This is a genomic window from Oligosphaera ethanolica, from assembly GCF_030814695.1.
GTDB lineage: Bacteria > Verrucomicrobiota > Lentisphaeria > Oligosphaerales > Oligosphaeraceae > Oligosphaera > Oligosphaera ethanolica.
In genome coordinates this window covers 57,000-71,283 of the sequence record NZ_JAUSVL010000001.1, presented here as the reverse complement: position 1 = coordinate 71,283, position 14,284 = coordinate 57,000, and the positions used below count along the sequence as shown (strand labels likewise).

At 59.4% G+C, this 14,284-nt stretch carries 12 protein-coding genes; 8 read left to right on the top strand and 4 right to left on the bottom strand.

From position 1 onward, the window contains the following. Positions 1 to 62: 62 nt before the first annotated feature. From hisF to J3R75_RS00230, 6 genes are all read left to right on the top strand, one after another. The gene (hisF, locus tag J3R75_RS00255) at positions 63 to 824 is read left to right on the top strand and encodes an imidazole glycerol phosphate synthase subunit HisF (protein WP_307259105.1); all 762 of its coding nucleotides are present in this window, start codon (positions 63 to 65) and stop codon (positions 822 to 824) included. Between the two features lie 55 nt (positions 825 to 879). Next, positions 880 to 1,809: a prepilin peptidase gene (locus tag J3R75_RS00250; RefSeq protein ID WP_307259104.1), complete on the top strand. Its 930-nt coding sequence runs from the start codon at positions 880 to 882 to the stop codon at positions 1,807 to 1,809. Positions 1,810 to 2,035: 226 nt separating this feature from the next. Beyond that, positions 2,036 to 3,358, top strand: coding sequence for a hypothetical protein (locus tag J3R75_RS00245; protein ID WP_307259102.1), 1,323 nt, complete (start codon positions 2,036 to 2,038; stop codon positions 3,356 to 3,358). 16 nt (positions 3,359 to 3,374) lie between these two features. Further along, complete coding sequence (locus tag J3R75_RS00240) at positions 3,375 to 3,647, top strand: hypothetical protein (protein WP_307259101.1); 273 nt, start codon at positions 3,375 to 3,377, stop codon at positions 3,645 to 3,647. Between the two features lie 296 nt (positions 3,648 to 3,943). After that, positions 3,944 to 5,104, top strand: coding sequence for a UDP-N-acetylglucosamine--N-acetylmuramyl-(pentapeptide) pyrophosphoryl-undecaprenol N-acetylglucosamine transferase (locus J3R75_RS00235; protein ID WP_307259100.1), 1,161 nt, complete (start codon positions 3,944 to 3,946; stop codon positions 5,102 to 5,104). A gap of 161 nt (positions 5,105 to 5,265) precedes the next feature. Further along, positions 5,266 to 6,705: a sulfatase family protein gene (locus tag J3R75_RS00230; RefSeq protein WP_307259099.1), complete on the top strand. Its 1,440-nt coding sequence runs from the start codon at positions 5,266 to 5,268 to the stop codon at positions 6,703 to 6,705. A gap of 39 nt (positions 6,706 to 6,744) precedes the next feature. Here the strand turns inward: J3R75_RS00230 and J3R75_RS00225 are convergent, their stop codons facing one another. Then, positions 6,745 to 7,593 (bottom strand): GNAT family N-acetyltransferase, encoded by an 849-nt coding sequence (locus J3R75_RS00225; protein WP_307259098.1) that lies wholly within the window; start codon positions 7,591 to 7,593, stop codon positions 6,745 to 6,747. A 418-nt stretch (positions 7,594 to 8,011) separates the two neighbouring features. On the opposite strand from J3R75_RS00225, the gene J3R75_RS00220 reads away from it, so the two are divergent. Beyond that, positions 8,012 to 8,578, top strand: a complete 567-nt coding sequence (locus tag J3R75_RS00220; protein ID WP_307259097.1) for an LURP-one-related family protein — start codon at positions 8,012 to 8,014, stop codon at positions 8,576 to 8,578. A 157-nt stretch (positions 8,579 to 8,735) separates the two neighbouring features. Here the strand turns inward: J3R75_RS00220 and J3R75_RS00215 are convergent, their stop codons facing one another. Continuing rightward, positions 8,736 to 10,298 (bottom strand): xylulokinase, encoded by a 1,563-nt coding sequence (locus J3R75_RS00215; RefSeq protein WP_307259096.1) that lies wholly within the window; start codon positions 10,296 to 10,298, stop codon positions 8,736 to 8,738. 292 nt (positions 10,299 to 10,590) lie between these two features. Continuing rightward, a complete protein-coding gene (locus J3R75_RS00210; protein ID WP_307259094.1) occupies positions 10,591 to 11,727 on the bottom strand; it encodes an IS110 family RNA-guided transposase in 1,137 nt (378 codons plus the stop codon). Between the two features lie 903 nt (positions 11,728 to 12,630). On the opposite strand from J3R75_RS00210, the gene J3R75_RS00205 reads away from it, so the two are divergent. Next, positions 12,631 to 12,948, top strand: a complete 318-nt coding sequence (locus tag J3R75_RS00205) for a hypothetical protein (protein WP_307259093.1) — start codon at positions 12,631 to 12,633, stop codon at positions 12,946 to 12,948. Here J3R75_RS00205 and J3R75_RS00200 read toward each other — a convergent pair. Beyond that, positions 12,945 to 14,270 carry a formylglycine-generating enzyme family protein gene (locus J3R75_RS00200; RefSeq protein WP_307259092.1) on the bottom strand — a complete coding sequence of 442 codons (1,326 nt, stop codon included), beginning with the start codon at positions 14,268 to 14,270 and terminating at the stop codon, positions 12,945 to 12,947. The genes J3R75_RS00205 and J3R75_RS00200 overlap by 4 nt on opposite strands. Positions 14,271 to 14,284 lie beyond the last annotated feature (14 nt).

Below are 14,284 nucleotides of genomic sequence, written 5' to 3'. Positions count from 1 at the left end.
GGGGACACGCAGAAAGCATTCTGGGCAAAGCCGTCGAATCCGGTTATGAAAGAGGACGCGATATGGACTATGTGAGCATCATTCCCTGTCTGGACATGAAGGACGGGCGGGTTGTCAAGGGCGTACATTTTGTCGAGCTGCAGGATGCGGCTGATCCCGTCGCGGCCGCGAAGGCCTATTGCGCCAGCGGGGCGGACGAGCTGGCGTTTTTGGACATTACGGCGACGGTTGAGAAGCGCCGCACGATGTTCGATGTGTTGCAGAAGGTGTCAGCGGTGGTGACCGTGCCCTTGACAGTCGGCGGCGGCATTCGTCGGCTGCAGGACATTGACGACGCCTTGGCCGCCGGGGCCAGCGCGGTGAGCATCTCCAGCGCGGCGTATCGCGATCCGCAGTTTGTGCGTGAGGCGGTGAAGACCTTTGGCGCCCAGCGGATTTGCATTGCCATCGATGTCGACCGCAATGACGCCATGCCCTCCAAACGCGAGGTCTACATTGACGGCGGGCGGACGCCGACGGGCAAGGACGCCGTGGCCTTTGCCATGGAGATGAAGGACACGGGCGCCGGGCGGATTTTGCCGACCAGCAAAGCCTGCGACGGCAGTTGCGGCGGCTATGACCTGGCGGTGACCAGGGCCATCGCCGAAAAGACCGGCCTGCCGGTGATTGCCAGTGGCGGCGCTGGCACCCTGGAGCATTTTTACGCTGCGGCGACCGAAGGCAAAGCCGCTGCCCTGCTGGCGGCTTCAGTGTTTCATTTTGGCACTTTCACGGTTGCCCAGGTGAAGGACTACCTACGCGGCCGTGGTGTGAAAGTTCGCTGACAGCGAGAGGACGTGCCGCCGGTGGCAACGCCAGCCGGCGCCTGGGAAAAACTGCATGCTTGCCACTGATCTAGAGCCCATTTTGCTCCCGCTGCACGCCATGGTATTTTTCTTTGGCTGCGTGGTGGGCAGTTTTCTCAATGTGGTGGTGTGGCGAGTTCCGCGTGGCGAGTCATTGTTGCACCCGCCGAGTCACTGCCCGCTCTGCGGGCATGGCATCCGGGCCTGGGAGAACATCCCGATTGTCAGCTGGCTGTGTCTGGGTGGGCGTTGCAGCGCCTGCAAGGCGCGTATATCAATCCGCTATCCGCTGGGTGAGGCGGCGACGGGGCTTTTGTTCTGGCTGATTTGGATTAGCGCCCTGATGCGGCACTTGCCGTTGGCGGTGCTACCCGGCTATTTTTACTTGACGGGTTCCTTGCTGGCGGCGGCGTTGATTGACCGGGGGCATAGGATAATACCCGATGCCATCACCCTACCGGGACTGCTTCTGGCCTTCTGCTGGTCGCTGGCCCTGCCGGCTAGTCGACTAGCCCTGGTGGCGCCGGATGATCCGCACAGCGGCGCTATGTTGTACAGTGGGCTGCTGGATGTCATGGGTGAGGCTGGCGCTGCGCTTGGTCGGGTGCCGATTGCAGCAGCAGCAGTGGATTGTCTATTGGGCGCCGCAGTCGGTTTTACGCTGCTGGCGGCTTTGAGCTATGCGGGGCGGCGACTCCTGCCTGGCCGCATGGGTAGGGACGTCATGGGTTTTGGCGACGTGAAATTGCTGGCGCTGATCGGTGCCTTTTTAGGCGCGGATGCCTGCATTTATGTGCTGCTGGCGGCGGCCTTTGCCGGCTTCCTGTGTGGGGCCTGCCGGCGCCTGCTTGGTCATGGTGGCCTGATGTCGGCGTGGCCTTTTGGCCCCTATTTAGCGGTGGCCGCCTATGCGTGGATGGCTGCTGGTAATTATTTCTTCATTCTGATGCGTGGATTACATTGATGGAGTCGGGTTGATGATTTACAGTACGCGTCGCTTGCAGGTTTTTGGAAAATAGCCTTGGCTGCGCTTGTAAAGTGGCTGTTGAGCCAATAATTTGAGGCGCTATTGTGTAGTAAGCGGCAAGTCTAGGCGGTATTTCGGCTGAAATTGCTGTTGGTTGGTTGTGTAATAACTAAATGATAGCTTGGCGGGACGACCGTCACGTGCTCAAGGGGAGTTGTGATACATGGCAAAGCTGGGTAAGATCTTGGCACCCATAGTCGCCGTTTTGGCTGTCGCCGCAGCGGTATTAAGCTTCCTGGTGTCAAACCGCCGGGCGGATTTTGTCGGCCGGGCGGCAATTCTTTCAAGTGGCGTGGCGGCGGTTGCCCAGAAGTTGGATGTGCAGAGTGGCAGTGGCGTTTCGTCCCAGGTGACCTTTACTCCTGCGGCGCCTGGCACCAAAGAAAGTGGCAGTCTGGCCTGGGCGAGTTACAAGACTGACAAAGGCGGCTTTCAGAAGACGGTTGATAGCGCGGTGAACCTAGCCGCATCGCTGAATGCTCAGCGCAACCTGCTTGCCCAGACCATGGTTGAGATGGCCATTGAACTGCGCTTGCCCGAGAGTGAATTGGCGACCGAGAAACTGACCGACCTCAACAGTTATGAGAAGGGCGCTGCTCAGGCCAAGGCCCACGCCGCGGCGATTCGTGAGCGAGATGACTTGATGCTGGCTACCCTGGAGGCGTCCTCGGCCACAGTCGGTTTTGGCTTTGCCAACAATAAAGATGTCTTTTTGGCGCGAGCCAAACGCATTGACGAGAACGGCGAGGAGAGCCTGGGCAGTTTTGATTGCCAAGGCGTTCTTGAAGGCTATGCCAGTGCCGTCACTTTGGTGAAAAAACGCCAGGACGACTTTGCCAGTACTCTTCGCGAGGGCGTTGCAGCGGTCAATAGCTATGACTGGTCAGCGGACGTATCTGCGCTCGACAGCACCCGCTATGGGAGTGCGCTGAACGATATGAAGAATGATTTTTCGGGTATCAACAGCAAGTTGGTGTTGTTGAAGACGACGCAGGAAGAGCTCAAGAGTGTCCAGGCGGAGAAAGAGAAGCTTGAGGAGGGCAACGCCGAGTTGATTGCGTCTGCTGAAAAGGCCGAGAAGGAGATCGCGGCCTTGCGCAAGAAGATGACTGATTTGGGTATTTCGGACGATGGTGCTGGAGTGGTTGAGGCCAAAGCCGTGAGCAGTTATGACGATTTGGACAAGACCTTGCAGGGCCGGGTGCTGTTGAGCAACGAGGAATGGAATTACGTGATTGTTGATTTGGGCAACACCTCCTTGATGAAAGGCGTTCGTCTGGCCATTTCCTCCCAGGGTAAATTTCTTGGTACTGCCGAGGTGACCGAAGTTCAGGACAAAGTTTCTTTGGCGGAGCTGATCCGCGGTTCGATTGAGACAATTCCCGTCGGTGCCCAAGTAATTATTTCGAGTCAGCAGAAGGGTGACGAGGCCGCTGCAGGCAGGGTCCGTCCTCAGGGTGACAACAGTTCGACAGACGGCGAATGATGACCAAGGGGATTTGTTGAATCATGAAACACCTCGTGCCCATATCGATGATAGTAGGACTTTTGGCGATGGTGGCCGTGCTGGTCTGCCAATTTTTGGAAATGCAGGCTTTTTATTTCTTCTAGTGACGGCGAGGCGAGCAATGCGGTTTTCAATCGTAATTTCACTGTTATGTGCTTTGGCGTTGCTGGCCGGTTGTGTTAGCGAAAAAGAGGTTAACGCACAAGGGCGCCTGCCTTGGAATGCTCCAGCGGCCTGGGAAGGCCAGACCTTGGGCGTGCCTTTCTGAACTGAGATGGCGCGGGTGGTTTCCGTTGTGATATGGGATCCCCAGGCGGCACGCCCCCCAGTGGGGATTATTGGTAGAGCCGGCACCTTGCCGGCTTTTTTTGTTGGTTGGAGGTTTTAGCGCTGCCTGGCTATGGTATTCAGGCGTGGCTGAGCAGAAGCGGCCGCTGACGTGGAAAAGGGTACCGGGCGTTTTTTGTGCAGTAAAGTTGTTAGGCAAGGCCATAGACCATGGTTGCTAGCCTTCTTTTGTCATTTGTGGGGTCTGAAACGCTAAGACAGCAGGGAACGTGTTCTATGGCTGAAACACACGACGAGCGTTGCGGCGACAGCTGCCATCTGGCCATTGCCTGCGGCGGTACGGGTGGCCATTTTTACCCGACCTTGGCCGTGGCGGGCAAGTTCACTGCGATGGGGCATCGGGTGACACTGTTGGTTGCCGGCAAGCATGCGGGCGAGCAGGCGGCCATTGCGGCCAAGTACGGCTTTGCCTCGCGGGAAGTGCCGGCGGTGCGGCTGGAGGCCGGCTTGCTGGCGACGTTGAGTTTTCCCTTTCAGCTGCTGGGTTGCGTCTGGGCGGCACGGCGGATTTTGACGGACACTCGGCCGGATCTGCTGCTGGGCATGGGAAGTTTTGCGGCGGTGCCGGCCTGCCTGGCTTTACCGCGGCGGACGCCGCTGGTTCTGCATGAGGGCAATGCCTTGATGGGCAAGACCAATCGTTTTTTCATGCGCAAGGCCCGGTCGGTCGGCCTGTCTTTGCCCTTAGCCGACGAACGGCAGTTGCGTGGGGCTCGGGCGGCGATGTGTGGCATGCCTTTACGCGAGGCGCTGGTGGAGGTCGCAACGGGCAAGGCAGCGGCGCCAGCCGACTATCTGCAGCAGCTTGGGCTACAGGCGGGGCGGCGGACGGTGCTGGTATTTGGCGGCAGCCAGGGCGCGCGTTTCATCAACGGCTTGATCAGTGAGAGCCAGGCGCTGCTGCACGATGTTGCCGACCGGGTCCAGTTCATCCATTTGACGGGCAGCGACGACAACTCTGACGTGATTGCAGCCTATGCCGCGGCCGGCATTGCCGCAGCGGTGAAAAGATCCGAGAGTGCCATTGAGAATTGCTATGCAGTGGCGGATCTGGTCATCTGCCGTGCGGGCGCGTCGAGCATTTGTGAACTGGCCTTATTTGGCAAGCCGGCCATCTTGATACCCCTGCCGACGGCGGCAGACGATCACCAGACGGTCAATGCGCAGAGCATGGCGGCGGCCGGTGCGGCGCGGTTTTTGGCGCAGCGAGACGCGTCCCCGGCCTTGCTCAGCGACTGGCTGCGGAACTGGCTGGACGAGCCAGCGCCTTGGCAAGCGATGGGCGAGGCCGTTCGGCGCTTTGCCCGGCCTGACGCGGCGACGGCCATGGCAAGGCTGCTTGCCGACGTGTGGCAGGAGCGCAACACGCAGCAGTAGGCGGGTGCGTCTGCCGGTCGGTCGCTCCAGGCGTCTTGCCGGACGACGGCGTGAATATCTGAGCGGAGCCCTCGGCGTGCGGCTCTTGGTGCCAGTTGTGAGTGTTGGCCGGGACACCGTCGGTACCGGCGGGACGCGATGCAGAAATGGAGTGTGCGAGCATGGCAAAGAGACCGAACATCGTCGTCTTTCTAGCAGATGATCACGGCGCGTGGGCGATGGGCTGTGCCGGCAATCGCGATGTCATGACGCCGAATCTCGACGCCTTGGCGCAACAGGGGACGCGCTTCGCGAATTTCTTCTGTGTGTCGCCCGTGTGTTCGCCGGCACGGGCGTCGTTGTTGACGGGGCGCATTCCCTCCGATCACGGCGTACATGACTGGATCCGCCGGGGCTGCATTGAGGACGCGGCTGGGGTTTTTCGCGGCAAGGACCGCGCGATCGGCTATCTGGATGGTCGTGAGGGCTTTACGGATTACTTGGCGGGGGCGGGCTACTGCTGCGCCTTGTCTGGCAAATGGCATTTAGGCGACAGTCCTCGGCCCCAGAAGGGCTACGAGTATTGGCAGGCCTACGCTTTTGGAGGCGGCCAGTATTACAACTACGAGTGGATTGAGGGCGGGACGATCAGTCGCAAGACGCGCTATGTGACGGATGAAATCACCGATCAGGCTTTGCGTTTTTTGCGTGAGCGACCGGCGACGGCCGAGCGGCCATTTATGCTCAGTGTGCATTACACGGCACCGCATTCGCCATGGGAAGAGCATCAGCATCCGGCAGAAATATGGGCGCGCTATGGCGACTGTCCTTTTACGGCGACGCCGGATTTGCCGCGGCATCCCTGGCAGAGCCCGACCGCGCCATATGGTTACACGCCGGAAACGCGTCACGTCAATTTGCGGGGCTATTACAGCGCGATCACGGCGATGGACGCCGGCATTGGCCGGGTGCTTGATGAACTGGGTCAGCAGGGCCTGCTGGATGACACTCTGGTAATCTTCACCAGCGATAACGGCATGAACATGGGCCATCACGGGGTCTGGGGCAAAGGTAACGGCACTTTTCCGATGAACATGTATGACACATCGGTAAAGGTGCCGTGTATCGCGAGCTGGCCCGGGCGGGTACCCGCTGGGCGGGTCTTGCAGGGCCTATACAGCCACTATGACGTCTTCCCGACCTTGTTGGAGATTGCTGGCGTGGACAATCCGCTGGCAGCAGAACTGCCTGGCCGCAGCTTTGCCGAGGCGCTGCTGGGTGGTGGTGATCGTGCGGACGCCGACGTCGTTGTTTTTGACGAGTATGGGCCGGTGCGGATGATCCGCAATCGTGCCTGGAAGTATGTGCATCGCATACCCTACGGGCCACATGAACTCTATGATCTGGTGAACGATCCGGGCGAGACGCGCAATCTCATTGATCAGCCAGAGCAGCAGGAGCGCGTTGCTGCCATGGGGGCCGCGCTGCGGCGCTGGTTCAGCACCTATGTGGTTCCGGCGCGTGATGGCGCCTATGAGGGCGTGACGGGCTTCGGGCAGGTCGCGCGCTGTGGGCTGGATAATGACGGCGAGTGCCCCTGGCATTCCCGGCCGGTGTTCTGAGTAACTGCGTCGGGTGGCCGGCGCTGGCGTCGGCCACTGTCAGCCCAGTTCGAAGGTGGTGACGCCGAAAATTTTGCTGACGGGGAGGGCTGGCGCGGTGCCGCGGTACATGCGGGCGGTCTCGAAGCACTTTTTCAGCTGGTATTTTTCCGCCAGTGCCAGGCCCGTCTGGTTTGGTTCGGGCACGTCAAGGAACAGGTCGTCATTCTGGCTGACGCGAGTTTTGAAGGCGTTGAAGAGCCTCTCGGCCTGTTCGCTGGACTGGGCAAAGAGCGGGCCGATTTTGTAGCCTTTGCGGCAGGTGCGCATGACGCCGTAGGCGGCCAGGGCGTTATTTTCGCGGATGGCCAGCGCCCAGCTGTGCGACTGGTTGACCCAGTTTTTGAGGAAGGTGCTGCGGTCGGCGGGGAAGTAACGGCGGTCGAACTCGCACAGTTCGTTGAAGGGGATGGACCAGAGGGGCACGATGCCCTTGTCGACGGTGGCGTTGCCGCCGCCGGGGCCCTGGAAGCGAATATTGCGGTAGAGGAGAGTGAAGCCGCTGCGTTTGTAATTGACCTGCTGGGAGATGACGCCGTCGAGGCCGATGACGCAATCGGAGAGGTGGGCGAGGCCGGCGGTCCAGGTCTGGAAGCCGTAGCCGCGGCCGCGGCATTCGGGTTTGACGATATAGAGGCCGAGGAAGCCGAATTCGCGGCTGTATTTGACGACGGCGATGGAGGCGACGGGCTGATTGTTGAGCAGTCCGATGTAGAAGCCCTTGGGGTCGACGGCATAGAAGCTGTGCGCGTCGTGTAGTCCGGGGTTCCAACCTTCGGCGGCGGCCCAGTCGATCACGAGGTCCAGTTCTTGCCGGGTCATGATACGAATGCTGAAGTTGTCTGACATGGCCGGGCCCTCCTTGTGAAACGTTCTGTGGTCGCAGGACTGAGTGTGCTTCGGGAGATACTGCGTTAAGTCATGGGTGTCAGCGGGGCAGCAGTTTTGGTGCGAAACAGCCTGGTGTCATGGGCGGTAGCGGGGCGCTGCGAGTGGCGGTTGGAGAGACTCTTCTAGCGACGTCGTTCTGCGGCATGCAATAGCTTGCCACGGCCGGCAAAAAAAGTCAAGGCCCACTCCTTTGAGATTGCGGCCATGGTCAGTGCAGGCCATTCTTAAGACATTGCCTGCCAGTCAGTTGCTATTCGAGATGTTTTTTTGTCGATGCAACTGGTGACAGCTGGGGTGATGTGGCATATATTCAGGCAGAGGCTGTGGAAGCGTGCCTCAGCCGGGAGTTGGAGGGACAGAGCAGGAGGGAATGGCTATGGATTCAGGCAGCAAATACATGATTCGCCGCAAGATTTTCACCTTGTTTGGGGCGGCGTTTCATATTTACGACGCGTCGGGACAGCTGATAGGCTATAGCCGTCAGAAGGCTTTTCGGCTCCGGGAGGACATCAGGGTGTACCGCGATGAGTTGCGGCAGGACGAGATTTTGCTGATCAAAGCGCGGAACATTTTGGATGGCTGGGGGATTTATGACGTCATTGATTCGGCGTCCGGGGTTCTGCTGGGTACTTGGAAGCGCCAGCTATGGAAGTCGATGTTGCGTGATCAGTACAGCCTGCAGGACGCTGCCGGCACGCCGATCGGCGTGCTGGCTGAGGACAACATGACTCTGGCCCTGTTGCGCCGTTTTATCTTTGGCGCTTTGCTGCCGCAGGGCTACCGGGTGATGCTAGGCGACCGCGCCGTGGCCGAGATTCAGCAGCGCTTCAATCCCTTCGTGATGAAAGTCGATGTGGCCACTAACGCCGCCTGCAACCTGGACTCGCGGTTGATTCTCGCCGCGGGGATACTGCTGGTGGCGCTGGAGGGCCGGCAGGGCTAGTGGCCTCCTACTGGTTCCCGAGGCCGCGCGGCTCTGTTTTCGGGGTACTCCCTGTTGAAGCGAGCGAGGCAAAACTCAGTATGCTGACCTGCCAATGCCAGCTGTCTTATGGGAAGTCTTCGGCGCTGGCGCAGTTGCCCCGGATGCCTCTGTGCTGTCAGCCGGTGATGCTTTTTTCCAGGGCAGCGTAGCGGTTTATGAGTTCGTTGTAGATGGCGATGTTGGCTGGGATGGGCTTACGGGTTTTGCTGGCGTCGCAGGCGCAGAAGATGCGACTGAGGGTTGCCCAGTCCATGGCGCCGGCGCCTTGGGCGGCACGCATGGCGGCACCCTGTGCGCCGGAGTCGCTGACCTGCAGGCGTTCGACGCTGGCGTCAAAGACATCGGCGAGGACCTGGCAGACGCCATCGCTTCTTGAGGCACCGCCGGTGACGCGGACTTTTTTGGTCTTCTGCTGTTGCCACGCCGAGTGCAAGCGCATGGTCATGGCTTGTGCTTCGACCAGGGCGCGCACGGCCGCCGCGGCATCCTTTTGGGCTTTGAACATGCTATTGCCTTCGAAGACCGGGCCGGAATTGAGGACCAGCGGGGTGATTTCAGGCGTGAAATAGGGTAGCATGATATTGCCGGCATTCCCGGGCTGGGTGAGCTCGAAGGCGCAGGAATCGAATTCTTGCCAGCTGAGGTCGTATTGTTTGCGGACCTGTTCGCGGGCCAGCGAGCCATTTTTGAAGCAGATGAGCGACATGAAGCCGCCGGCGGGATTGCCGAAGACGTGGCCGTAGCCGTCGGGGTCGGTGGCGACGCGGTCCATGGCGGCGAAGAAGGTGTCGCTGGTGCCCAGGGAGATCACGGCAGTGCCAGGCTTCCAGCCGCCGACGCCGATGAGGCTGTTGGGGTTGTCGCCGCTCCAGGCGACGATTGGCACGCCCTCGCGGAAGCCGTAGCGGTGGAAGTAGGGATGAATTTCGCCGACGATGTGGCTGGAGGGCACGAGCAGGGGGAGTTTTTCGCCGAGTTGTGGTGCCGTGGCGGCCAGAAGGTCGGCGTCCCACTGCAGGGTGCTGAGATTGAGCAGGTTCATGCCCGCGCCATCGCCGTAGTCGATGGGGGCTGAAGCGCCGATAAGCAGGGACGCCATGAAGGAGCTGACCAGTTGGATGACGGCCGTGTCGGCATAGGCTTTGGCGTCTTCGCGGGCAAAGCGGCTGATTTGGGGACCGGCGAAGCGTTCGGTGGCGGATGAGCCACTGCGGAGGCGGACCTGTTCCGGGCCGCCGAGGGCGGCGTCGATGCGGCGGCAGTCGGCGAAGGTCGAGCTGTCCATCCAAATGGGCGAGGTTGCGCGGGTGAGGAGGGGTTTGACGGCGCCAGCCAGTGACTTGGCCTTGAGTAGCCAGTCTTCCCTGAGGAAGTCCTTGTTGAGATAGACGGTGCCATGTTGTTGGCCGCTGCCGCTGATGCCGGCGATTTCGGCCAAATTGACGCCATCGTCCTGCATCGTTTTGCAGATCAGGTCGAGGGCGTTGGCCCACATGAGTGGATTGCTGTGCTTGACCAAGGGGTCGGGGTGGAGAAGAAAGCCGTCGGGGCAGTTGTACTGCGGCAGGGCTTTGCCGAAATTAAGGCTCTTCTCATAGACGACGGTCTTTTTGCTGCTGTCAAGGATGACGGCGGTGATGCTCTGGGTGCTGCAGTCTAAGCCGAGAAATTTTGCCATGGTGCCTGTCCTCTTGCTGCTGGTGCATCGTGTCGCTGGGCATCGCTGAAAGTGTGAGAGAAAAAAACGGCGTAATGTAATGGTTTTGTACAGGTTTGACGACGTCTGGCAGGAATTTTCTTGTTAACATGGGTAATGCCTCAGTCATTGATACTGGCCTTTCCTGCAGTCTTTTGTTTTCAGCGCCGAAGGCGCGACCTAAGATAGCCCAGGGCAAGCGCCCGCAGGGCGCGTCGCCCTGGGTAAAAGTCCCACCCGAAAAGAGCCCTGAAGATGGTATGCTTTTGTCAACTCAATCAGCGTCATTTTCGGGTGAAAAACTCCTTTTTTTTCTTTCCCGCTTAATCCGACGTTTGGTTGTTGCCGGTGCTTCATAGGGAACCAACTTCTTGCTTGAAGGCTGATACTCCTTGTAATTTTCCGTGCCGCATAGCACCGACCAGCAGATCATCAGCAACTTGCGCATGACGGCGCAGCGCTTCTGCATGGGGGTAAGATTCGTCAAACGCTTGGACAATGCATCCAAGATGGGTATTCTCGCTTGGGCGGTGAGGGTGGCCATGTAGAGCATCTGCCTAATGACCGGCGCTCCTTGCTTGGACAAGCGGGTGGATTTCACAGACGTGCCGGAACACTTGTTCTTCGGGTTCATGCCGGCAAAGCTCACGACCTGCCGGATGTTTTGGAAACGGTCTTCCGGCCCGTATTCGGCGATGAGAGTAGCCGCTATGATCATTCCTATCCCGGGAATCGAATCCAGCTTGGTGACGCGTTCCTGCAGGGCGGCGTGGCTCCGCAGGTATTCCCTTATTTTCACCACGAGACCGTCCAGTTGTTCTTCCACGCTCTTCAACAGATTTTGAAAAATCTGACGTTCGCCCGGATCATCCAGGTTCGTCAGCTGATTCTTGAGTATCGTGCTTATTTTGGTCAAACTGGCATTCATTCTGGTTAAACGTTTGAGCCCCGCGTAGTCTGCCGGCATTTCATACATGGCGTCCGGCTTTTGCGTGGTACCCAACCTCGCCAGGCATTGGGCGTCCAGCTTGTCCGTCTTGCTTTCGATATCGTTGAACTTCTTGAAGGCAGGCACTTTGGCTGGATTGATGAGCGCAATATAACTATCGGGCTTCGCCGCCTTTAACTGTTTGATCAGACGGTATGAATAACATCCCGTCGATTCCATCACCAGCCGGTACACAACCTTGCGCTGCGGATGCAGCCGTTCCTCAATATGCTTTTGATTCGCCTTCAACCAGGTGAAGAAATCTTTCACGCCTTCACGCGTGTTGGTGATGTGCTTGACCGCCAGGGAGGTCAACCCCTTGTTCCTGTTCAATTCCTGGTTATCGTCAAGCCAGTCTATGGCGCAGACGGTATCTCTTTTGCCGACATCAAGACCGACCCAGATTATATGTTCGCTAAGCATGGCTTACTTCTCCGCTTGCTGCTATAGTGTTGGAAGTGTGCGTGCAAGGCCAACCTTGTCTATGCGGGGAGTTTCCCCAAAGATGGTGAATACGGCCATTATTGCACTGCACGGTAACGGTCGTGCCGCCTAATCTTCAGGCTGAGGAACTGAATAGTTACTCATGGGCCACAGGCAGGCACGGCCGTGCTTTTTTGTGTGCGAAACACAAAAAAGCGCCTGATAACACGACTCCAAAGGCGGAACAGAAGAGAAGAGAAGAGAAGAGAAGACAACATACACCGGAAAAAAGAAAGAGGTACCACAACCTTCAGGACGCATAGAGACTATGCATAGGGCGTCTCGTGGATAACCTCTTTGATACTTATACGTAGCCATTTGCCGCTCCTTGTTACTTGGTTCTCCCAAGAGAATTACGGGGAAAATCGCAGTGGCTATCGACACACAGGTGTCAATGACGCCACTATACAAAGGGCGACCTAAAAGCGGCGCCGGGGGCGCAAGGGAAACGACGGGGAAGACGTTACATCGGGTTCCATTGCCTCTTTGGCCCCAGTCAGCTTCGCCGACTGGGGCCAAAGAGGCCGAGGAACACGAGCAAAAATGGCGCTCCACCCAGGGCGGCGCTCCGCCTTCGGCGTCGCTTGCCCTGGGCTATCATAGATCGCGCTTTCAGCGCTCAAATGCCGCCGGGACGGCGGCGCTCCTAGGATACTTGCCGCCGGGACGGCGGCGCTCCCAGGAGTCGAATCAGTCCCCAATCAGTCCAAGGCGTCGGGAGTCAATCCCCACGGTCCAATCCATGGGATCATGCCTCACGAGTCCGTGAGTCCTCGCCCCAGTGCGCCGCGCCAATTAGTCCGCACGGTCCCTGGCGTTCCTTGGAACCGCCAGTATCAATGAGTGAGGCATTACAAACAATCTTGCCTTAGTCGTTGTGCGCTGAGGAAAGTGGCCGTGGTGGCCGTGGTGGCCGTGGTGGCCGTGGTGGCCGTGGTGGACGTGGTGGCCGTGGTGGACGTGGTGGACGTGGTGGACGTGGTGGACGTGGTGGACGTGGTGGACGTGGTGGACGTGGTGGACGTGGTGGACGTGGTGGACGTGGTGGACGTGGTGGACGTGGTGGACGTGGTGGAGGCGGTACACGAGTTATTGACGCTGGTGAGCGAAGTGGCAGTCCGGCCTTGCGGTGTCAGTCGTAAATTGCGTAGGTCATCCTAGTGGGGATTATTTTCGTTGCTTGTCACGTTGGTGCTGAGAGTCCTGATGATGCGGAAGCCGAGCATATTGCCGACTGAGGCTCCGGGGAGTCGGCAGCGGTTAGCGGAGCGGCATTCGGGTGCGGCGACGTGCCAGTTGCCGCCGCGGATGGTCGGCCACTGGTGGTATTCGGCTTCGGGTGTTTCATCGCCGGGGTAATTGGTGTATTTATTGAGGCACCACTCCCAGACATTGCCGTGCATGTCGTAGAGGCCGAGAGCATTGGGGCGGCGCTGGCCGACCGAGCGGGTGCTTTGGTAGTTGTTGTCGGCGTAGTCGGCCCAGAGATCAAGGTGTTTCGGGTTGTTGCCGAAGCAGTAGGCGGTGCTGGTGCCGGCGCGGCAGGCGTATTCCCATTCCGTTTCGCTGGGGAGCCGGTAGGTGCCCAGGGGCAGGCCCTCGTGTTCGCAGAGGGCGTTGGTGAAGCGCAGGGCGTCGTACCAGGAGACTTCTTCGACGGGGCGGCTGTCGCCGAAGTAATGCGACGGGTTGTTTTTTTCGCCCATGACCTGTCGCCATTGCGCCTGGGTGACTTCGTACTTGCCCATGTAGAAATGGTGTGGGAAGATCATGACGTGCTGCATTTCGATGCTGCCGCGGCCCTGCTCGTCGGGTGGGCTGCCGATGAGGCCGGTGCCGGCGGGTACCAGGCGGAAGGCCATGCCGATGCTGTTGACCACTTCAACGGGCAGGCCCTCCTGCTCGGAAACGCTCAGCTGGGTGTCACGCATGTTCTTGCTGCCATCGGCGAGGCCGGTGAGTGGCGCCAGATAGGCCGGAAAGACTTCACTGAGCCCAGGCAGGACGCGCGCGCGCTCCGCCAGGGGGCGGATGACCTCCTTGACCTCCTGCTCCTGCTTGGCCGTCCGCGCGGCCTGATCTTTTTCAGCGCGGCTGCGCGCAAGACGGGGCTTGAGGATGAAATGCTCGGTCGCCGCCAGCAGGACAACGAGCTCAATGAGCCAGATGACAATGCGGCGACGGGAGAGACGCGGGCGGGACGCGGTCGCGGTTATGGTGCCAGCAGCGCCTGCGGCGGCATTTCTGGGCGCAGCGATGGTATTGTTTTCGGGCAGTGCGCTGGCGGGGCGGTCTTGCGGGCTGTGATCGCCAACGGGCGAGGCTTCGGTGCCTGCTTGTGCGGGCGGGGCCGCGCTTGCGGTATTGGCGCTTGTCGTGCTTGGCGTGAGGTCGTTTTTTGGGGTCGGCTGCTGTTGTTCGCGCGCGTTTTTTTTCACCAGATCATCGGTATTGGTGTCGGGTTGTTCTGGCAGTTTGTTCATGGTCTGCGTGGTCC

Bases quoted from the DNA above. Each gene is read 5' to 3' on its own strand.
- hisF (WP_307259105.1), top strand. From the start codon at position 63: ATGGACTATGTGAGCATCATTCCCTGTCTGGACATGAAGGACGGGCGG.
- J3R75_RS00250 (WP_307259104.1), top strand. From the start codon at position 880: ATGCTTGCCACTGATCTAGAGCCCATTTTGCTCCCGCTGCACGCCATG.
- J3R75_RS00245 (WP_307259102.1), top strand. From the start codon at position 2,036: ATGGCAAAGCTGGGTAAGATCTTGGCACCCATAGTCGCCGTTTTGGCT.
- J3R75_RS00235 (WP_307259100.1), top strand. From the start codon at position 3,944: ATGGCTGAAACACACGACGAGCGTTGCGGCGACAGCTGCCATCTGGCC.
- J3R75_RS00230 (WP_307259099.1), top strand. From the start codon at position 5,266: ATGGCAAAGAGACCGAACATCGTCGTCTTTCTAGCAGATGATCACGGC.
- J3R75_RS00225 (WP_307259098.1), bottom strand. From the start codon at position 7,593: ATGTCAGACAACTTCAGCATTCGTATCATGACCCGGCAAGAACTGGAC.
- J3R75_RS00220 (WP_307259097.1), top strand. From the start codon at position 8,012: ATGGATTCAGGCAGCAAATACATGATTCGCCGCAAGATTTTCACCTTG.
- J3R75_RS00215 (WP_307259096.1), bottom strand. From the start codon at position 10,298: ATGGCAAAATTTCTCGGCTTAGACTGCAGCACCCAGAGCATCACCGCC.
- J3R75_RS00210 (WP_307259094.1), bottom strand. From the start codon at position 11,727: ATGCTTAGCGAACATATAATCTGGGTCGGTCTTGATGTCGGCAAAAGA.
- J3R75_RS00200 (WP_307259092.1), bottom strand. From the start codon at position 14,270: ATGAACAAACTGCCAGAACAACCCGACACCAATACCGATGATCTGGTG.